The organism is Variovorax sp. GW823-FHT04B03, from assembly GCF_058796495.1.
This window is the reverse complement of the sequence record NZ_JBXAIT010000002.1, coordinates 894,993-914,368: the sequence shown is the minus strand read 5'-3', so window position 1 is coordinate 914,368 and position 19,376 is coordinate 894,993. Positions and strand designations below refer to the sequence as shown.

18 protein-coding genes are annotated in these 19,376 nt (G+C 67.9%); 6 read left to right on the top strand and 12 right to left on the bottom strand.

Annotated elements, in window-relative coordinates:
* From AC1RAD_RS12900 to AC1RAD_RS12880, 5 genes are read left to right on the top strand one after another with little or no spacing between them, the layout of a single operon-like run.
* Positions 1-2,133 carry an acetate--CoA ligase family protein gene (locus AC1RAD_RS12900; protein WP_492735168.1) on the top strand — a complete coding sequence of 711 codons (2,133 nt, stop codon included), beginning with the start codon at positions 1-3 and terminating at the stop codon, positions 2,131-2,133.
* On the top strand, positions 2,130-2,888 hold the full coding sequence (locus AC1RAD_RS12895) for an SDR family NAD(P)-dependent oxidoreductase (RefSeq protein WP_492735166.1): 759 nt from the start codon (positions 2,130-2,132) through the stop codon (positions 2,886-2,888). Before AC1RAD_RS12900 ends, AC1RAD_RS12895 begins: the two co-directional genes overlap by 4 nt.
* Positions 2,885-3,265, top strand: coding sequence for a VOC family protein (locus AC1RAD_RS12890; RefSeq protein WP_492735164.1), 381 nt, complete (start codon positions 2,885-2,887; stop codon positions 3,263-3,265). The genes AC1RAD_RS12895 and AC1RAD_RS12890 overlap by 4 nt, the downstream gene beginning before the upstream one ends.
* A complete protein-coding gene (locus tag AC1RAD_RS12885) occupies positions 3,262-3,807 on the top strand; it encodes a nuclear transport factor 2 family protein (protein WP_492735162.1) in 546 nt (181 codons plus the stop codon). The genes AC1RAD_RS12890 and AC1RAD_RS12885 overlap by 4 nt, the downstream gene beginning before the upstream one ends.
* Positions 3,807-5,036, top strand: a complete 1,230-nt coding sequence (locus AC1RAD_RS12880) for an SDR family NAD(P)-dependent oxidoreductase (protein ID WP_492735160.1) — start codon at positions 3,807-3,809, stop codon at positions 5,034-5,036. The genes AC1RAD_RS12885 and AC1RAD_RS12880 overlap by 1 nt, the downstream gene beginning before the upstream one ends.
* Positions 5,037-5,164: 128 nt before the next feature.
* On the opposite strand, the gene AC1RAD_RS12875 is transcribed toward AC1RAD_RS12880, so the two are convergent.
* The 5 genes from AC1RAD_RS12875 to AC1RAD_RS12855 form a co-directional block, all read right to left on the bottom strand.
* Positions 5,165-6,631, bottom strand: a complete 1,467-nt coding sequence (locus AC1RAD_RS12875) for an amidohydrolase family protein (protein ID WP_492735158.1) — start codon at positions 6,629-6,631, stop codon at positions 5,165-5,167.
* A gap of 59 nt (positions 6,632-6,690) precedes the next feature.
* The gene (locus tag AC1RAD_RS12870) at positions 6,691-7,452 is read right to left on the bottom strand and encodes a sulfite exporter TauE/SafE family protein (RefSeq protein ID WP_492735238.1); all 762 of its coding nucleotides are present in this window, start codon (positions 7,450-7,452) and stop codon (positions 6,691-6,693) included.
* 2 nt (positions 7,453-7,454) lie between these two features.
* Positions 7,455-8,708, bottom strand: a complete 1,254-nt coding sequence (locus AC1RAD_RS12865) for an MFS transporter (protein ID WP_492735156.1) — start codon at positions 8,706-8,708, stop codon at positions 7,455-7,457.
* Between the two features lie 83 nt (positions 8,709-8,791).
* Positions 8,792-9,670, bottom strand: a complete 879-nt coding sequence (locus tag AC1RAD_RS12860; protein ID WP_095946972.1) for a polysaccharide deacetylase family protein — start codon at positions 9,668-9,670, stop codon at positions 8,792-8,794.
* Positions 9,671-9,695: 25 nt separating this feature from the next.
* On the bottom strand, positions 9,696-10,427 hold the full coding sequence (locus AC1RAD_RS12855) for a fumarylacetoacetate hydrolase family protein (RefSeq protein ID WP_492735155.1): 732 nt from the start codon (positions 10,425-10,427) through the stop codon (positions 9,696-9,698).
* A gap of 122 nt (positions 10,428-10,549) precedes the next feature.
* Between AC1RAD_RS12855 and AC1RAD_RS12850 the strand changes: the two genes are divergently transcribed.
* The gene (locus AC1RAD_RS12850) at positions 10,550-11,527 is read left to right on the top strand and encodes a helix-turn-helix domain-containing protein (RefSeq protein ID WP_492735154.1); all 978 of its coding nucleotides are present in this window, start codon (positions 10,550-10,552) and stop codon (positions 11,525-11,527) included.
* A gap of 183 nt (positions 11,528-11,710) precedes the next feature.
* Here AC1RAD_RS12850 and AC1RAD_RS12845 read toward each other — a convergent pair whose 3' ends face one another.
* From AC1RAD_RS12845 to AC1RAD_RS12815, 7 genes are all read right to left on the bottom strand, one after another.
* Positions 11,711-12,136, bottom strand: coding sequence for an acyl-CoA dehydrogenase family protein (locus AC1RAD_RS12845; protein ID WP_492735152.1), 426 nt, complete (start codon positions 12,134-12,136; stop codon positions 11,711-11,713).
* A gap of 183 nt (positions 12,137-12,319) precedes the next feature.
* Positions 12,320-13,615 carry a porin gene (locus AC1RAD_RS12840; RefSeq protein WP_492735150.1) on the bottom strand — a complete coding sequence of 432 codons (1,296 nt, stop codon included), beginning with the start codon at positions 13,613-13,615 and terminating at the stop codon, positions 12,320-12,322.
* Between the two features lie 73 nt (positions 13,616-13,688).
* Positions 13,689-15,302: a class I adenylate-forming enzyme family protein gene (locus AC1RAD_RS12835; protein WP_492735148.1), complete on the bottom strand. Its 1,614-nt coding sequence runs from the start codon at positions 15,300-15,302 to the stop codon at positions 13,689-13,691.
* A 1-nt stretch (position 15,303) separates the two neighbouring features.
* A complete protein-coding gene (locus AC1RAD_RS12830) occupies positions 15,304-16,302 on the bottom strand; it encodes a Bug family tripartite tricarboxylate transporter substrate binding protein (protein ID WP_492735147.1) in 999 nt (332 codons plus the stop codon).
* On the bottom strand, positions 16,299-17,540 hold the full coding sequence (locus tag AC1RAD_RS12825; RefSeq protein ID WP_492735145.1) for a thiolase family protein: 1,242 nt from the start codon (positions 17,538-17,540) through the stop codon (positions 16,299-16,301). The genes AC1RAD_RS12830 and AC1RAD_RS12825 overlap by 4 nt, the downstream gene beginning before the upstream one ends.
* A 1-nt stretch (position 17,541) precedes the next feature.
* Entirely contained in the window at positions 17,542-18,528 is a 987-nt protein-coding gene (locus AC1RAD_RS12820; RefSeq protein ID WP_492735143.1) for a fumarylacetoacetate hydrolase family protein, read from the bottom strand.
* A 12-nt stretch (positions 18,529-18,540) separates the two neighbouring features.
* Positions 18,541-19,341, bottom strand: coding sequence for a cyclase family protein (locus tag AC1RAD_RS12815; protein WP_492735141.1), 801 nt, complete (start codon positions 19,339-19,341; stop codon positions 18,541-18,543).
* Positions 19,342-19,376: the final 35 nt, after the last annotated feature.

Sequence of the window (19,376 nt, the reverse complement as noted above, 5' to 3'; positions counted from 1 at the left end):
ATGCCGGTCGTGGAAGTGGGGCGCGGCATGGACGCGCTGTTCAATCCGCGCTCGATCGCCATCTTCGGGGCGTCGGACGACGTCACCAAGATCGGCGGCCGGCCCTTGCAGTTCCTGCAGAAGTACGGCTACGCGGGCGGCATCTATCCAATCAACCGCAAGGCGGGCCTCGTGCAGTCGCTGCCGGCCTATGCCAGTCTGGACGACGTTCCCGCAGTGCCCGAGCTGGCCGTGGTCGCCGTGCCGCCCGCGGGCGTGCTCGACGCGGTGAAGGACTGCGCCCGGCGCGGCGTGAAAGCCGTGGTCATCCTGTCGGCCGGATTTTCCGAGATGGGCGAGGAGGGAAGCCGCCTGCAGGCGCAGATCGGCGACGTCGCCCGTGCCACCGGCCTGCGCGTGGTCGGCCCCAACTGCCTGGGCGCGATCGGCGTGCCCGACAAGAGCATCGCCACCTTCTCGGTGGCGCTGGAGTCGTCCTTTCCCGTGGCCGGTTCGGTGGGCATCGTCTCGCAGAGCGGCAACCTGGGCAGCTTCACCCTGCGCCTGGCTGGCGAGCGCGGCCTGGGCGTCAGCCGCATGCTGACCACGGGCAACGAATGCGACGTGGACATCGCCGATGCCATCGCCTCGCTGGCGGCCGACCCCGGCACGCGCGTGATCCTTTGCTGCATGGAAACCTGCCGCGACGGCGCCAAGCTGACGCAGGCCATGGCCATGGCCCGCGAGGCGGGCAAGCCGCTGGTGGTGTTGAAGGTCGGCGTCTCGGAGGCCGGCAGCGAGGCTGCGGCCTCGCACACCGGCGCGCTGGCGTGTTCCGACGCCGTGTTCGATGCCGTGCTGCGCAACGGCGGCGCGATCCGTGTGCCCAGCATCGAGCAGTTGCTCGAGGTCGGCCATGCGCTGTCAGTCGTCGGTCCTGCGCATGTGCCCGGCGGCCACCGCGTGGCCGTGCTCACGGCCTCCGGAGGCTTTGGCGTGCTGCTGGCCGATGCGGCCAGCGCGCAAGGCCTGGCGCTGCCCAAGCTCGCCGCGCAGACGCAGGAACGCATCCTGTCGGTCGTGCCCTTCGCCGCGCCCTCCAATCCGGTGGACATGACCGCACAGGTGTCGAGCCGGCCCGAGGTTCTGGCCCAGATGCTCGATGCCGTGGCGCGCGATGCCAGCTGCGATGCGCTGATCCTGCAGTCGGCCAATGCCTTCCATGTGCCCCGGCTGCGCGATGTGTTCCTTGCCGCGCTGGAACAGGTGCGCAAGGACCATCCTTCGCGCCTGATCCTCCTGTGCGCCCGCGCGCCGCAGGAGGTGCGGGCCACGCTCAATGCCATGGGTTTCCCCGTGGTCGAAGGCATCGATGCGGCCTGCGCGACCCTGGCGGCCCTGCTGCGCTTCGGAGCGCGCGACGCTGCACGGGTGGCGGTGCCGGCCATCGAGCGCGCGCCGTTGGCCGCACAGGCCTTCGCCACCGAAGCGAGCGCCAAGGTCGTGCTGGCCGAAGCCGGCCTGCCCGTGCCGCGTGAGGCGATTGCCGCCAACCGCGACGAGGCGCTCGCCGCGGCGCGCGCGATGGGCTTTCCGCTGGTGCTCAAGATCGTCTCGCCCGACATCGCGCACAAGACCGAGGTCGGCGGCGTGTTCGTCGGCGTGCGGTCCGAAGCGCAACTGCTCGAGGAGTACGACCAGCTGCTTGCGCGCGTGGCGCAGAAGGTGCCCGAGGCCCGCATCGCCGGCGTGCTCGTCGCGCAGATGGTGCAGGGCGGCGTCGAGCTGATTCTGGGCACCAAGAAGGACCCGATGTTCGGTCCGATGGTGATGGTCGGCCTGGGCGGCATCTTTGCCGAGATATTCAAAGACGTGGCACTGCAGCCAGCGCCTGTCGACGAGGCGCAGGCCACCGCCATGCTGCAGTCGCTCAAGGCCTTTCCGCTGCTCGACGGCGCGCGCGGCCGGCCCAAGGCCGATGTGCCGGCGGCGGCGAAGGCCATCGCGGCGCTGTCGCGATTCGCCGTGCGCCATGTCGACAGCGTGTCCGAGATCGATATCAACCCCTTGGTGGTGCTGGACCAGGGGCGCGGCGCGCATGCGCTGGACGCCCTGCTGGTGCCCGAGCCACCCCTCACGAAAGCCCACCCATGACGATGTCTCTTTCGGGCCGAGCGGCCTTCATCAGCGGCGCCGGCCACGGCATCGGTCGCGCCACCGCACGCGCCATGGCCCGCCTGGGCGCCACGGTCGGCATCAACGACCTGAAGCCCGAGTTCGTGGAAGAGGCCGTGGCCGAGATCCGCGCGCTGGGCGGCCAGGCCATTGGGCTGCCCTGCGATGTGTCGACGCGCGAAGGCATGCGCGAGGCCGTCGCGCAGTTCACGCGCGATGCAGGGCGGCTGGACATCATGGTCAACAACGCCGCCTGGGTGCGCTACCAGCCGCTCGCCGAGATCACGCCCGAGGTCATGGACCGCATGGTGGAGATCGGCTTCAAGTCGGTGATCTGGGGCATCCAGGCCGCCGCGGAGGTCATGGACCCGCAGCGTGGCGGCTCGATCATCAACGTGGCGTCCATCGCGGCCTTCAAGTCACCCATGCGCTCGGTGGTCTACAGCGGCATCAAGGCCGGCGTGCTGGGCATCACCCGCGCATCGGCGGCCGACCTGGGCGCACGCAACATCCGCGTGAACGCGGTCGCGCCCGGTGCCGTGCCCACCGAGGGCACGGCCAAGCATCGCAACGCAGAGCTCGATGCCAGGCGGATCGCACGCACACCGCTGGGCCGCCTGGGCACGGTGGAGGACATCGCCGATGCGATCTGCTTCCTGGCTGGTGACGGCTCGCGCTTCTTCAACGCGGATGTGCTGCGCCTGGACGGCGGCGCTTCGGAGACCTCGCTGTGAGCGGCGCCGTCGCATCGCCCAAGCGCGTGCAGAACGTGTTCGTCGTGGCGAAGGAGCCCGCCAGCCTGAATGCCTTCTACGAAGGCGCGCTCGGCCTGCCGATGAAGTTCCGCGATGGCGACCGCTGGATCCAATACGGCCTGGGCAACACCAACGTGGCCCTGGCCTGTCTTGAAGAGGCCGCACCCGCGACCGGCGGGCTGGTGATGGTGCTGGAGGTGGACGACTTCGAGGGCGCGCAGGAACGCATCGTGGCCGCCGGCGGGCAGGTCCTGGGCCTGCGCGACATGGGCGACCACGGGGCCGTGCTGTCGCTGCGCGATCCCGAGGGCAACCTGGTGCAGCTGTTTCGGCGCGCCGCGCCCACTGCTGCATGAGTACACCCAAGCCGATGCCGGTGGCCTTGCAGTCGCTGCTGGACCGCGAGGCGATTCGCGATTGTCTGCTGCGCTATTGCCGCGGCATCGACCGCTGCGACGAGGCCGCCTTGCGTTCGGCCTACTGGGAGGACGCCACGGACTGTCACGGCGCGTGGAACGGCAGCGCCGCCGGCTTCATCGCGCAGGCGCTGCCCAGGTTGCGGCAAGGCGGACGCCGCGTCCACCAGATCACCAACGTGCTGATCGAACTGCATGGCGAGGTGGCTGCGGTGGAAAGCAGCTTCTTCGCGCTGCAGGCCACGGCCACACGCCCGGACCTCGAGACTTTCCTTTGCGGGCGTTACGTGGACCGTTTCGAACGTCGTGGCGGCGAGTGGCGCGTGGCCGCGCGGACCGTGGTCTACGACTGGATCGAGGAGCGCACACGGCCCGAGCTGACGCAGGACGACGCCGCCCTGTTCGGCGTGCGCCAGCCGGTCGGCAGGGCCGCGCCGCTCGACGCCGTGTACGCGCTGTTGCGCGACGTGCGCGGCACCTGATGCCCACCGTTCTGCTCACCGGCGCCGCTGCAGGCATCGGCCGCGCCACGGCGTTGGCCCTGGCGCGCGCAGGATGGCGCTGCGTTCTGGTCGACGCCGATGCGCAGGCGCTGCAGCGCCTCGAAGCCGCCTGGCCGGCCGACGCCGCGCCACCGATGAGCCTCGTGGCCGACCTGACGGATGCGGCGCGGATCGAGCGCCTGGGGCACGAGATTCCGCCGCTCGATGCATTGATCAACAACGCGGGCCTGTCGGCCGGTGGCGCAGAGGCCACGTCGGGCCATGACGACGGCTCGGCGGCTCGCCTTCTTGCGCTCAACCTGGCCGCGCCGGCGCGCATGGTGCAGGCCTGTGCGCCGCACCTGCGGCCCGGGGCGCGCATCGTCAACGTGGCGTCCGGCGCAGGTCTGCGCGCCATTCCGTGGCGCGGTCTCTACAGCCCCAGCAAGGCTGGACTGATCGCGCAGAGCCGCGCGTTGGCGCAAGCCCGGCCCGACTGGACGGTGACCACGCTGGCACCGGGCTTCGTGCGCACCGAACTCGTGCAGCGCCTGGTCGAGGGCGGCCGGCTGAATCCGGCGCAGGCGGTGTCGAAGATTCCCATGGGCCGGATGGCCGAGCCCGAGGACATGGCGCACGCGTTGTGCTTCCTGGCCAGTCCCGGCGCGCGCGTGCTCACCGGACAACTGCTGGTGCTCGACGGCGGCTCGTCCGTGTGCGGAGGCAGCCAGCCGCTGCCGGCCGGCGCGCATCTGCCGCTTCCGTTCGATGCGCCCTTGCGCCCGCATCTCGAGTCCTTGCGCGAGCCGGCCTGGCATGCGGCACTGGGCGTGTGGGTGCGCGCGCATGCAGGCCACCTCGAGCGCGCGGGCTGTCCGGCGGTCATCGACGCGCGCGCGCTGGAGGCACAGCCCGGCACGCGGCTCGATGCCGTGCTCGATGCGGCCCGCTGCTTTCGGTCGGGCCACGCCGCGTTGGCCAGCCTCACGCTGCTGCTGCCGGTGCCCGAACCGGGGCTCGATTGGCCACTGGCCGGCGACGCCGATGCGGCCCGGATGCTGGTGGCCACGCTGGCCGCCGAATGGGGCGCGCACGGGTTGCGCATCAACGCGCTGGAGCTGACGCACGGCCTGGTGCCACAGGCCTGCCTGCCGCTGCTCGACTACGTGGCCGGCCCGCGCGCGCAGTTTCTGACCGGGCAGGTGCTGAGGCTCGGCGCCGGGCATTGAGTTCCTGCGGCGGGCGCGTCGCCGTCTGCTGCAGCCGTTCGTGACTCGGTGACTCGGTTTTCCCGGTGTCGGCGCGCCAACCGCTCGACCGCCGGCGTGTACGCCGCGTGCGAATAGCCGCAAGAGCTTCAGGCCTTCAGGGCTTCGCTCGCCGCAGCGCGAATCCGGTCCGCCGATTGCCGCGCGCGCCGCATGATGCTGCGTGTGTCGTAGGCCAGCAACCTGCCGTTGCGCTTCACGATCCGCCCGTCGACCATCACGGTGTCGACGTTGGCAGCACTGCCGCTTTGCACGATGGCGGTCTCGACATTGCCGACCGGGCCCATGTTCAGGTCTTGCGTGCGCACCAGGATGAGGTCGGCGCGCTTGCCTTCGGTGATCGAGCCGGTGACGTCGCCCAGCCCCATCGCGATGGCGCCGTTGAGGGTCGCCATCTCGATCGCCTCGGGCACGCCGATCGCCTTCGACTGCGCGCTGGGCGTGCCGGCCCACGGCACGCCCAGGTTCCAGGTGAAGCGCATCGCCTCGAACATGTCGGGCGGCGCGATGGAGGTCGCATCGCTCGACAACGAAATGGTCAAGCCCGCGTTGCGCATCGCGAAGAGCGCGGCGCGCGCATCGCCGGTACTGCTGAGCCGCAGCTCGGAGTGCGTGGCAAAGGACAGCGGCGTTTTCGTGCGTGCCATGGCCGCCAGGTCGGCCGTGCTGGCGGGCACGTAGTGCGCGAGCATGAAATCCGGGCCCAGGTAGCCGCGCCGTTCGTAGTCGACGGCATCGACGTTGTTGGGGGCCTCCTGCGGTGCGTGGATCGCAATGGGCAATCCGCTGGCCTTGGCGGCCTTCATCTCTTCGTGGAACACGGCGTCGGTGCTCTGCTGCGGGCCGCGCAGGTTCAGCCCCAGGTGCACCAGCCCGTCGAATGGCGAGCGCTCGCCGAACCACTCGCGCCGCACGCGTGCCAGATCGTCATAGCGGTTGATTTCGTCGGCGGGCATCTTGTCGACGTGGCCGTAGGCGTAGCGGGCGCGCAGCAGCGCGTGGTGGTGCGCGCGCAGCTCGGCATCGGCATGGGCCGGCGAGCGCGTGTTGTGCGACCAGTTGTGCACGGTCGTCGTGCCGCCGTTCGCCAGCTCGGCGCAGCCCAGCATCACGCTGTTGTAGAAGTCGTCGGGCGTGTACAGGGTCGAGGTCGCGTTCTTGGCGGGGTAGTACGAGAAGCCGCCGTCGCGCGCGGTGAAGCTGCGGCCGATGGCGCTCCACATGTGATAGTGCGAGTTGACGAAGCCCGGCATGACGATCATGTCGGTCGCATCGATGATCTCCGTGCCAGCCGGTGCGCTCAGGCCGCGCCCGATCTTCTCGATCACCCCGTTGCGGACCCATACGTCGGCGCGCGGCAGCACGCCTTTGGCGCGGTCGACCGTGATGACCGCGCCGTTGCGGATCAGGTAGTTGCCGCGTCGAAGGCCGGGCGATGTGGACGCACGCGCTGTGCGGGCCGACACCGATGCCGAGCCGACGAGCGCCGGCGCACCTGTGGCGGCGACCATCAGGGCGCCTGCAAAACGGGTGAAGTCTCTTTTGGTTGTTTGCATGTCCAGACCCAGTAGTTGCCAGTGATTGAAGTGATGGAAAGAGGAAACGAAAGCCCCGCTCAATACGCCTTGAGAAGAAAGGCCGCCGTCATCGCCAGCCCCGTCAGCACGACGAAGCCGCGCACCACCTCGGGCTTCAGCCGCCGTGCCGCCATGCCGCCGGCATAGCCACCGACCGTGGCACCGAGGGCCATCCACAGCGCGTAGGTCCAGACGATCGCGCCACTGGCCGCGTAGATCGCCACGGCGATCAGCGTCAGGATCGCGGAGACGAAGTTCTTGATGCCGTTCATGCGGCCCATGTCCGTGTGCCCCAGCGCGCCGAGCACGGCGAGCAGCAGGATGCCGAGGCCGCCGTTGAAGTAGCCGCCATAGACCGCGACCGCGGCGATGCCCAGGTCGGCGAGCCACCGGCCTCGTGGCTTGTGGTTGTTGTCGGCGGCGGCGAGCCTTCGGCGCACCAGGCCGGGCCCGATCGCGAAGAGCAGCGTCGCGGCCAGCAGCAGCCACGGCACGATGCGGGCAAAGGCATGGTTCGACGTCGACAGCAGCAGCGCCGCACCGCCCGCACCGCCGAGCACCGACAGCACGCCCAGCCGCAGGAGCGAAGGCGACATCGGGCCCGACAGTTCCTTGCGCAATGCCCAGGCGCCGGCCAGGTAGCCCGGCAGCAACGCAGCGGTCCCGGTGGCGTTGGCCGACACCAGCGGCACGCCGACCATCGCCAGTGCCGGCAGCGTCAGGAAGCTGCCGCCGCCCGCCACGGCATTGAGTGCGCCGGCCAGGGCCGCGGCTGCGCCGAGCAGCGCCCAGTCGAGCAGCATCACGGCTTGCGTGCCGGCAGTGACATGCGGTCGGTGTGCAGCAGCAGCGTGAGCCCCACACCGACCACCGCCAGCAGCGTGATCTGCACCAGCCCGGCCGTGCTCCAACCGAAGCGCGAGGCGATGCCGCCGATGACGAAGCCCGCGACTGCACCCGCGCCGTACAGCGTGGTGACGAACACGCCCGTGGCGCGGCTCGTGAGCGAGGCATGCACCGCCTTGATGTGATACCCCGCCAGGTTCACGTACAACACGCCGCTCACCACGAAGCCCCACGCGAAGGACAGCGCCGACTGCACCACCATGTCGGTGGGGCCCGAGAACATCAGGAAGCCCAGCAGGCCGGTGCCCACGAAGCTCGCCGAGAGCACGAGCTTGGGATGGAAGCGGTCGCCGAGCCAGCCGCCGAAGATCGACGCGAACACGCCGAAACCGAAGATGCTCATCACGCGGCCCGTGTCCGATGGCGTGTAGTGCAGGTGCTCGCGCAGGAAGGTCGGGTACATGCCCAGGTAGCCGTAGATGCAGAGCCCACCGATGACGCTCATGCCAGTCAGCAGGGCCGTGTTGCGGTTCCACAGGGTTGTGGCGCCGCGCTGGTCGGTGCGCCCGCCGGTGGCCGCCACGTTCTCGGTCATGCGCTTGCTCACGGTGAGCGCGATCACCACCATGGCCGCGAAGCCCGCGACGCCGAACACGATGAGCGGCAGGCGCCAATCGCGCTCGACGCCGATCAGGTGGCCGCCGAGCAGCGGCCCCAGGATCGCGCCGATGCCGAAAGAGAAGTTGATGGCGCCCACGGCGGTGGCCCGGTAGCGCGCGAAGTAGCTCGCGGCAATGGCGATCACCACCGTCAGTTGCATCGCTTCGCCGATGCCGGTAACGGCCCGGTAGACGATCATGTCGGCGAAGCCGTACGAGTAGGCCGCCAGCAGCGTGCCCAGCGAGAAGATCGCAATGCCGATCTGCAGCACCGTCTTGCGCGACAGCCGCGCCAGCAGGTAGCCCGTCGGGACGCCGGCCACGGCCATGCCCAGCGTGAAGATGGTGGACAGCAAACCGGTGTCTGCCAGACTGAAGCCGAACTCCTTGCGCACGTCCGCGGCGATGAGTGGAAAGATCTGCCGGTCCATCGCGTTGAGCGCGTACGAGGCGAGCAGCACCAGGAACATGCCGATCTCCAGTGCGGTGATGGGCGCCTCGCGGCGCGCGCCACCGACCGCCGGTGAAATGACGGAGGTTGAGGAATGCACGTGTTGTCTCCTTCTCGCCGAGCGAGAAATCTGTTTGTTGTTCGTTCGTTGCACGGGATCGCCGGCGCTGTGCCGGCGAGGGTTCACGCAGCGGGGCTTGCCGCGCCGTACCAGTCGAGGATCTGCTCGCCGGTCAGGAAGGCCACGTCCTCATGTTGCTGGATGTGCGCCAGCGCTTCTCGGAAGTAGCGCAGGCGGTGCGGCGCGCCCATGATGTAGGGGTGCACCACCAGCGCCATGACGCGGGCCGAGTCTTTCGCGTCGGCGTAGAGCTGTTCGAACTGGTCGATGGCGCGGTCGCGGTACTCGCTGGCCTTGTGGTGCTGGATCAGCATCATTGCCACGTCGTTGCATTCCTGCGTGTAGGGCACGTTCACGATCGTGCCGCCGTCGCGCGTCTTCAGCCGCACCGGCTGATCGTCGAGCACCCAGTCGCACACGTACTCGTAGCCCTGCTCGGCCAGGATGTCGGGCGTGTGCCAGGTCTCGGTGAGCCCCGGACCGAGCCAGCCGCGCGGGCGCTTGCCGGTGTAGGCGCGAATGGCCTCGGTGGTCTTGGCGATGTCCTCGACCTCGTCGGGGACCTTCTGCATGTTGCGCTGCCCGAAGCCGTGGCCGATGAACTCCCACTGGCGTTCCTTCGCCGCCTTGGCGATGGGCTCGTAGGCGCCGATGGCCGAACCGTTGATGGCGAGCGTGGCGTTGATGCCGAGTGCGTCGATCACTTCGAGCATGCGCCAGAAGCCGACGCGGTTGCCGTACTCGTGCCAGGCCCAGTTCGGGATGTCGGGCATCGGCGAACCGCCGGCCGGTGGTGTCAGCACGGTGCGGGGCATGGTCTCGTCGATGTTCCATTCCTCGACGTTGACGATCACCCAGACGGCCAGTCGTTTGCCGCCGGGCAACTTCAGTGCGGGACGGTCCGCGATGGACGAGTACGAGATGCGTTCGAGTGGTTTCATGGTGTCTCCGTGTGCTGTTGCGGGCTCAGACGATCTCGACCTGCAGGGGCGCGAGCCCGTCGATGCGGCCGGTGAGCTTGTCGCCGCGCTGCACCGGGCCGACCCCTTCGGGCGTCCCGGTGAAGATCAGGTCGCCGGGCAGCAGGCGGTATTGCTTGGACAGCTCGCTGACGATCTCGTGGACGTTCCAGATCATCTTTTCGAGCACCGAGTCTTGCCGCACCGCGCCGTTGACCGAGAGGTTGAGCGTTCCCGAGCGGATGTGCCCGACCTTCGCCACCGGATGGATCGGGCCGCAGGGCGCCGAGTGATCGAAAGACTTGCCCTGTTCCCACGGCAGGCCGCGCTTGTTGCATTCGCGCTGGCGGTCACGCCGGGTCATGTCCAGGCCCGCAGCGTAGCCAAAGACGTGATCCAGCGCGTCCTCGGGCGTCACGTTCGACGCATGGCTGCCGATGGCCACGACGAGTTCGAACTCGAACTGGAAGTCGTCCGTCAGCGTAGGGTAGGGCACGCGGCCGTCGGTCACCACCGAGTCGGACGGCTTCTGGAAGAAGAACGGCGGATCGCGCTCGTCGCCTTCCTTCATCTCCCGGATGTGGGCCAGGTAGTTGCGGCCCACGCAGTAGACGCGTCGCACCGGGAAGCGTTGGTCGCTGTCCACGATGTCGATGGAAACGGGCAGGACTTGCAGGGCGTCGGTATTTGCGGGGACATCGGTCGCTTGCGCGAGTTCGGCCGTCGGTTGGGGGGGCATGGGTTTGTCTCTCTGGAAGGTTTGGAAAGGAGTGGCTAGAGTCTAGGAACGAGGCCTCCTCACCTCAACGCGCAGGCTTGCGCAAAGATATGCAATCCTTGCGATCTTGAGATCAGCTCTTCATGCCACCCACGCCTTCCCCCGACGAATTCGTGCCGCCGCCCCGCGCCGGTGCCGCGCGTGCCGCCATCAGCAACTACACGATGGCGGCGCGGGCACAGCGCGCCTATTTCGGCATTCACGACCAGAGCAACTGCCTGCCGAACCCGGTGCCTCACCGGCATGAGTACTTCCAGATCTACGTCAACACGCGGGGCGATACCACGCACTACATCGGCGGCAACCAGCGCGCCATCGGCGCCGGCACGGTGAGCTTCGTGCTGCCCTTTCTGGTTCATTACATTCCGAACGCGGCCGATGGCGTGTTTCATGTGATCAACATCAGCAAGGAGTACCTGCTGCCGTCGCTGGACCTCGACGTGTTCGAGTTGTCGGAGGTGCCGTTGTCACGCGCGCCCGAGCTCGCGCCTTTCCGGTTCCAGCATTGCCTGGATTTCCGCTTCGACGAAACCGAGACCCACCAGCTCCAAGCGCTGTGCGAACACATGGCGCAGGAAGCGCAGCGGCCGCCGGGCGAAGACACCGCCAGCCACCTGCTGATTCGCAGCCATCTGCTTCACCTGATCGGCATGGTGTGGCGGCGCTACGGCGAGGAGTTTCGCAACTGCGAGGCGCAGGGGATGGCCCTGCAGTCGTACCGACCGGCGGTGCTGCGCTGCATCCGCTACATCAGCCGCAACCTCGCGCAGGAGCTGACGTTGGGCGATGCGGCGCATGCGAGCCATGTGTCGCCCACGCATCTGGCCCACCTGCTGAAGAGCGAAACGGGCAAGACCTTCCTGGAGCTGGTGACCGAACGCCGGATCGAGCGCGCCAAGACGCTGCTGGTCTTTACCGGCGCCTCTGCGGCGGAGATCGGTGAAAGCACCGGTTTCGGAGAGCCGACGCAGTTCGCGCGCCGTTTCGGACAGATCGTGGGGGCGACGCCTTCTGCGTACCGGCGGCAATTTCAGCGAGGAGGGAATCGGACGTGGGACTGACGGCGCGATGCTCCCAGTAAGCAATCAGGCTCTCGAGCTTGACGCCGGTGGCTGCAAGTCCGACGTGGGCATTCGTTGCATGGCAGTCCTTCGCGTACGGCGGCTCCAGACGGGTTGCCGACACTCAACCTGGCCCGCCTGAGTGTCCGCTTCCACTTGTGTTGCAGCCCCAGCCTGGCTTCTTCAAAACGAGCGCGGCAGACCGAGCAGATGTTCCGCGACATACGCGAGGATCAGGTTGGTCGAGATCGGCGCCACCTGGTAGAGCCGGGTCTCCCGGAATTTGCGTTCGACGTCGTACTCGTTGGCAAAGCCGAAACCGCCATGAAACTGCAGGCACGCATTGGCGGCCTCCCAGCTGGCCTTGGCGGCCAGGTACTTCGCCATGTTCGCTTCCGCGCCGCAAGGCTGTCGGGCGTCGAAAAGCTCGCAGGCACGCCAGCGCATGAGGTCGGCGGCTTCCACTTCGATGTGGCTCTCGGCAATCGGGAACTGCACGCCCTGGTTCTGACCGATCGGGCGGCCGAACACGACACGGTCCTTCGCATCATCGCGACGCTCGTGCTGTTGTATGCGATGCGCAATCGAGCACGCTAGACAGTGATGCATCGCTCCTTCTAGATCCTTGCCGTTGCACCGCATACGCCTTGTGAGTCAAAGAGCGTTGCCCTTCCAGGGCGGAGGAGGCGGCCCCTGTGCGGGCCTTCCCTTTGCCCGGCAAGCGCGCAGCGCTGCAGCACGCGGGAGCTCAGGGCCGACCACCGGAAAGGTCCGCAGCGCGAGTCAGTGCCCTCAGAAGGCGTGCCGAATGCCCATGTCGTAGCCGGTGGTGCTCGAGGGGACATAAGGTGCGCTGATCCCGGCAATGCCGTTCGCAAACCTCACCCCGCCTCCGGGACTGATGGCCATCGCCGCATTCACGGACCCGTTCCACTTCATCTTGGTTCGCGCAACAGTGGCATAGAGCGCGGTGCGCTTTGACAGGTTGTACACATAGCCGACGGCGAACTTCTCGATCCTGGCATCGTTGTCTTGCACCCATGCAACGGGATTCAAGGCATTCACCGCATGAGGAGATGCATAGTTCACGCGCGAATAGGACGCACGGATCAATCCAGGCCCGACCGGGGCCGTGATGCCGATCAAGCCGCCGGTGTACTTTCCGTTGCTCTCGTTCCTGAAGGGATGCGGAATGCCGCCGATATTGGCTACGTTCATCTTGCTGCGCTCATCCCTGATCTGCGACAACTGGCCGAACAATTTGACGACATCGAAATCGTAGGAGACCCCAGCGTTGAGGATCTTCAAACGGTCCTTGTCGAATCCGCTGAGATCGTCCTTGGTGTCTTCCTGGTAGGCGATGGCCAGGTTGAGCGGGCCACGTTGATAGCCGAACCGCCCCCCGACGTTTCGCCCGCCCTTGCTCGGACTGTGGCTCACGCCACTCTGCTTCAGGTTCTCATGCAGCGAGTACATGACCTGGCCGTAGAACCCGCCAAGATGGCCAGGCAGGAAATAGCCGACGCTGTTGGAGGCGCGAACGTAGTTGTCAAAGGGCATCAGGTTCGCGGGCGACTTTCCGTGGCTGGTGGTGAGCCCCGTGCCGATCGGATTCCATAGGTTCGCGCCAACCCCGACCGTGCCGAAGGGATCGAAGACCGTCAGATTCCAATAGGTCGGCACGTAGTCGCGGCCCAGGCGCACTTCGCCAAACGGCCCCGACAGGCTGACCGTCGAGCGGCGGTCGAAAACGCCAAGCCCCTGGGCCCCGTCGTCCGGCGTGAGTGTGGATTCCAGCCAGAAGCCTGCAGCAAGCCCGCCGCCCAGATCCTCCTGTCCGCGAATGCCCAAGAGAGAAGGGGTGTGCGCGCCCGACGCGAGCTTCGTGGCGCCTTGCGAGATGGATGCCGGCGCTGCCAGGGACCACCAAGGCAGGCCCGCGGGCAGCACGCTCTTGGTCTGGTAGTGGCTCACCGAGATGTCAATGACGCCGAAGAGCGTCACAGAAGACTGCGCCCAGCTCGAAGGCCCGATGAACAGCGATGCAAGTGAGATGGGAAGAAAAAGCTTACGCCCGTGGTTGTGCATGAATGTCTCCTTCGTTGTTCTTGATTGCGCAGGGGGAAAACGGCCTGCCGCCGCCTGCGCCCAGGTCTTGTGTCTAGGCTGAGGGCGCCTCGAACACGGTCGCGACCGTCCCGTCGCGCAGCCATTCCTCCAGAACCCGCGCCAACGGCTTTTCCGACGCGGTCTTGGGGATCGCTTCGATGGCCATCAGCCGCCCGGGAAGGGCGTTCTTCGACAGCGTCTCGCGCAAACGCGCATGGAGCACCGAAAGGTCCAGGTCGGCGTGATGGGGGACGACGGCTGCGACGACATCGCGTTCGCCAGGCGCCCCCGAGGCCGCTGCCGTGCCGAACACAAACGCATCGCGGACCAGTCCGGTGTCCGCGATGGCTTTCTCGATCTGCGCCGAGTCGATGAATTCGCCGTTGCGGCGAATGCCATGGCCGCGGCGGTGCTCGAAGTAGAGCCAGCCGTGCGCATCGGCGCGCACGATGTCGCCGGTCCAGAGCCAACCATCCTTGCCTTTGGTCTGCGAGGCCTGTGGGTCTTCGAAGTACGCGATGTCGAAGGGCGCGCCGTTGGCCGGCCGGAACGCCAGTTCGCCCGGCGTGCCCGCAGGCGCATCGCTGCCGTCTTCGGCGACGATGCGGACGGAGAACGCCGGGTGCGGGCGGCCGATGCTGCCGATCGGACCTTTCCCGAAAGGGTTGACCGTCAGCCCGCCTTCGGCGGTGCCGTAGAACTCCAGAACATGGACGCCGAAGCGCTGCTCGAAGTCACGCCAGATGGCCTGCGGCATGCCCGCGGCGACGACGAAGCGCACGGCATGATCCCGGTCGCCGGGCGACGGTGGCTCGCAGTAGACGGCGGTGGTCATGCCGCCCAGCAGGGTGAAGGCGGTGCACCGGTGCCGACGCACGATCTCCCACAACCGCGACTTGGTGAAGCGGCGCGACATGACGCAGGCGATCCCGAGCCTCAGGGCTGCACCCAGCGTGACCAACTGGGCATTGGCGTGCGTCAGCGACAGGCCGGAGTAGAGGCGATCGTCGCCGGTGTAGCCGAAGGCGGAGGCCGCCAGTGCCGCCGTGTCGACGAAGCGGCGGTGGGTGATCACGATCCCCTTGGGCTCTCCGGTCGTGCCGGAGGTGAAGAGAATCTGCATGGGGTCATCGGGATCGACGGGCGTGAAGTGTGCCGAGGGGAGGCCTGCCTGTGTGTGGCGGGCCAGCAGTTGCGCGTAGTCCAGCGCTTCGCAGGCGCGCGGCGCATCTGGCGCAAGTTCGCCCGAGACCACACGCACGACCCAGCGCAGGTGGGTGGCGGGCGATCGAATCTGCGCGACCGCAGCGGCGGCATAGTCCGCGGCGATCACACCCACGCAGTGCGTGCGATCGATCAGTGCGGCGAGCCTGTCGCCTTGCGCCCGCGCATCGATCGGTACCAGGACCGCCCCGAGGTGCGCGGCCGCCACCATGGCTTCGACGAACTCGGGGTGGTTCGCCATCACCAGCGCGATGGCGTCGCCACGTCGGACGCCCAGGCCTTGCAGCGCCCGGGCCAGCGCCAGGCCGTTCTCGTGCAGTTGCAGGAAGCTGCGGTGCTGCTCGGGCAAGGCCGGGCCCGCCTCGAACGTGAGGGCGATCGCATGGGGACGCGTGCGCGCATGGTGGCCGACGAGATCGGCCAGGTTCTTGAAGTCCGTCATGTCAGTCCGCCTTGATGCCCGTCTTGTCGATCAGGGCCTTCCATTGGGCTGTCTCTTGCGCCGTCAGCGCAGCCAGTTCAGCCGGCGTCGAGCCCTCGGGTGTCAGGCCGAGTTGCAGCAGATGGCTTCGGAATGCGTCGCTCTTCAGGATCTGCTGCACTTCGGCGTTGAGTCGCACGATGACCGGCGCGGGCGTGCCCGCCGGTGCCCACAAGGCGTTCCAGCCGCTCAGCTCGAATCCGGGCAGGGTCTCCCGGACCGTCGGCACTTGCGGCAGGACGGAGAGTCGCGTGGGCGTGGTCACCGCCAACGCCTTGACGCGACCGCCGCGAACCAGCGCCAGCGCCGAGGCCTGGGGCTCGAGCCGGACCTGCACGCGCCCCGCCATCAACTCGGTGTTGGCATTGGCGCCGCTGCGGTAGGGCACATGCAGCAGATCGATGCCGCACTGCGCCTTGATCAGTTCCATGCCCAGGTGGAAGGCGCTGCCGTTGCCCGTGGAGGCATAGGCCAGCTTGCCGGGCTCGCGCTTCGCCAGGGCGATCAGCGATGGAAGGTCGGAGGCCGGCAGGCCGCTGTGGGCGAGCAGCACGTACCCGCCGCGCGCGACCAGGCTGATCGGCGCCATGTCCCTGGCCGGGTTGTAGGGAAGCCGCGGGTAGAGGTGCGGGTTCATCGTCGCCACCTGGTTCATGGCGTAGAGCAGCGTGTGCCCGTCGGCGGGCGCCTTGAGCGCCTTGTCGGTGCCGATGATCCCCGAGGCCCCCGGCATGCCTTCCACATAGACCGGGTTCGACAGGCGCGCCGACAACGCGTCGGCGATCAGGCGCGCCACGATCTCGGGTGCGCTGCCGGTGGTTGCGGGCACGATGACCTGAATCGGTTTGGACGGCCAGGCCGCCGTGGCGGCCCTGGCAGCGTTGCCGACGAGGCTGGACAAGCCCAGGGCGATCGATTGCCCGAGGAGAGTGCGTCTGGAATACATGGTGGTGTGCTTCATCCGTGTTGTGCAGCCCGTTCAAGAATGGTGATGGTCGCGGCCGCTTCCTCATGGCCCAGGAAGCCGCCGCCGTTCTCGGCAAGGGCCAGGCGCGCATTGGCCACCTGTCGCCCGCCGGCCTCGCCGCGCAGTTGCAGGACGAGTTCATGGATCTGCATCAAGCCGGTTGCGCCGATGGGGTGGCCCTTCGACTCCAGTCCCCCTGAGGGGTTGACGGGCCGGCGGCCGCCCAGTGCGGTGTGACCATGCTCCGCGAGCCATCCACCCTGGCCGGGCTCGCACAAGCCCAGGTGTTCGCACTGGACGATTTCTCCGAAGGCCGTGGCGTCATGGACCTCGCTCACGTCGATGTCCTCAGGCCCGACGCCGGCATCAGCGTAGGCGCGCAGTGCTGCGCGGCGGCTGATGGGCGTCTCGCTTCCGCCGGCGCGTGCCGACCCGCTGGCCAGAACGCTGGCCCGCACGCGCACCGCACGCTTCGCATCGAAGCGCTCCAGGGCGTCCTCGCGCACGATCAACGCCGCAGCCGCGCCATCGCCGATCGGCGCACACATCGGCAGAGTCAGGGGCCAGGTGATGGCGCGCGCCGCGAGCACCTCGTCGACCGACATCGCGACGCGATGCTGGGCCAGCGGGTTGTGCACGGAGTGGCTGTGGTTCTTGGCGGCCACATGGGCCAGCTGCCGCTGCGTGGTGCCGTGGCGCGCCATGTGCGCGCGGGCCAGGGCCGCATAGATGTCCATGAAGACGCTGCGTTGCTGTGCGACGGCGGCTTGTGTGGGGTCCTCACCAGCTTGTTGTGCGAGAAAGCGCAGCAGTGCCTCAGGCCTTTCGGCGTCATGGGCGCCATCGAAGATGGAAAAGGTGCGGGCCTTGTCCGGGTGCGACAGCTTCTCCGCTCCCACCGCCAATGCGACGTCACACAGCCCGGCGCGCAGATGCGCGCAGGCGAGGTAGAAGGCGGTCGAAGCACTGGCACATGCGTTCTCGACGTTGATGATCGGAATGCCATCCAATCCTGCCTCGCGCAGCGCCACCTGACCACCGATCATGTGCTGCCCCTGCAGCAGCGACTGGCCGACGTTGGCAAAGAACGCCGCACCCACCTGGTCGGCAGTCGCACCAGCGTCGGCCAGGGCGAGATCGATGGCCTGGCGGGCCATCGTGCGCAGCGCAACGTCCGCGAAGCGGCCCGTGGGCGTGCTGCCCACGCCCACGATGTACAGCGGAACCGTCATCTCAGGCCTTCGCTGCCGCGGCGGGCGCTGCCGTGCGGCGGATCCGGTTGCGCAGCGTGCCGATGCCCTGCGCCTCGAGTTCGATGACATCGCCATCGCGCAGCAGCCGGCCGGTCTCCACGCCGCAGCCACCTTCGAAGGTGCCCGAGGCGAAGAGTTCGCCAGGGTGCAGCGTGCACGAGCGGCTGGCATAGCTCACGATGTCCTCGAAGGTCAGCCGCATGTCGGCGGTGCTGCGGGTGGTCTGGACGAGGCCATTGAGCCTCGACTGCACCTGCAGCTGGTAGAGGTCGGGGATCTCGTCCAGCGTGGCGATGCAGGGGCCGATGGCGTAGGCGCCATCGAAGTCCTTGCTCTTGCCGGCCGGGCTGCCTTCAGCCACTTGCGTATCCCGCGCGGTGAAGTCGTTGAACAGCGTGACCCCGAAGATGTGGTCGCGTGCTCGCGACACGGGGATGTCCTTGCCACCCACGCCGATGACGACGGCCAGTTCGAGTTCGTAGTCCAGCGATTCGGCGAAACCCGGCCAGGCGATCTCGGCATCCGGCCCGGTCATGTTGAGCGGATTGCCGGTGTAGAAGCGAGGCACGGTGAACCAGTTCGGGGGCAACTCGAGCGAGCCATCGGCTTGTGCGGCGGCCATGGCGGCCTCCGGGTCGGCCGACCGGGCGGCCAGTTGCTCGGCGCGTCGCCGCAGGAAGAACCTGGGGTGCTCGATCATGGTTCCCCAGTCCCGGATCAGCGGCGGATTGGGCAGCGGGGGAAGCAACGCGGCGCCGGCCAGGGACTCTGCAGCGCCGCCGTGCTTGGCGATCTGTGCACGCGCAAGGTCCCAGGATGCAGGGCCTGCGCGCAGGAAAGCCAACGCAGAGTCGAAAGCCTCTTCGCCAGGGTGGCGAGCCGTGAGGTCCAACACGCCGTCGACGCCGATGAGGGCACCGAGGCGAGGTGCGTCAAAGCCCTCACGCACGAAAGTCACGATACGCATTGAAGTCGCTCCTCAGTTGGACAGGAAGGCCACGGCACGGGCGGGGGCGGCGCTGGCGCGTGCCAGCTTCAGCGGGAAGAAGCCGACGTGGAAGCCGCGAAGCGGCAAGGCGCCGAGGTTGCACAGTTGCTGGACGATGAAGGCCTCCTTCTCGCGGATCGCCTTGTGGCCATCCCACAGTTGCTGCTTGTCGCCCGTTTCCTTGAAGGCCTGGGCCATCACGGCGAAGGGACGATCCCAGCCGACCGCGTCCGTGCCGAGCACGGTGGCCCCTTGCTCCGACAGGAACAGCGTGCCTTCGCGGCTCATCCCCGGGTACTGAAAGAAGGCCGGCTCGCCCAGGCGATATCGCTCCTGTCCGGTTCGGATCAGCACGGCGTCGCCGGGACGGATGGGCTCGCCCACTGCGGACAACGCCTGGCGAAGCGCATCGACGGGGATGGCCTGCCCAGGCTGCGCCCAAGGGCGCACATCGAGCACCTTGCCGGGGCAGAAGAGCTCGTTCAGTTCGACCTGGTCGATGGTGCGTGAGGCTCGCCCCTCGCAGGTCGATCCGCTGTGCAGCGGTGCGTCCACGTGCGTGCCGCAATGCGACGACATGTCGTTGAGCACCTCCGAACCCCAACCCTCGCCGTCGGGCAGGTCATCGTGGCTGCAGCCGAAGAAGTGGCAGAAGCGATCTCGGCCGTCCGGCGTCGCCGGATGGGAGTAGTCCACCCGGGGCGCCACCACGCCCGCGGCGGCGGCCATGGCGGGAGGAAGCAGATCGCGGTCGTGCGGGTCCAGCGTCGAGGACAGATCGATCAATCTCATGAAGTCTCCTTTAAGTCATACGTGCGTATAAATAT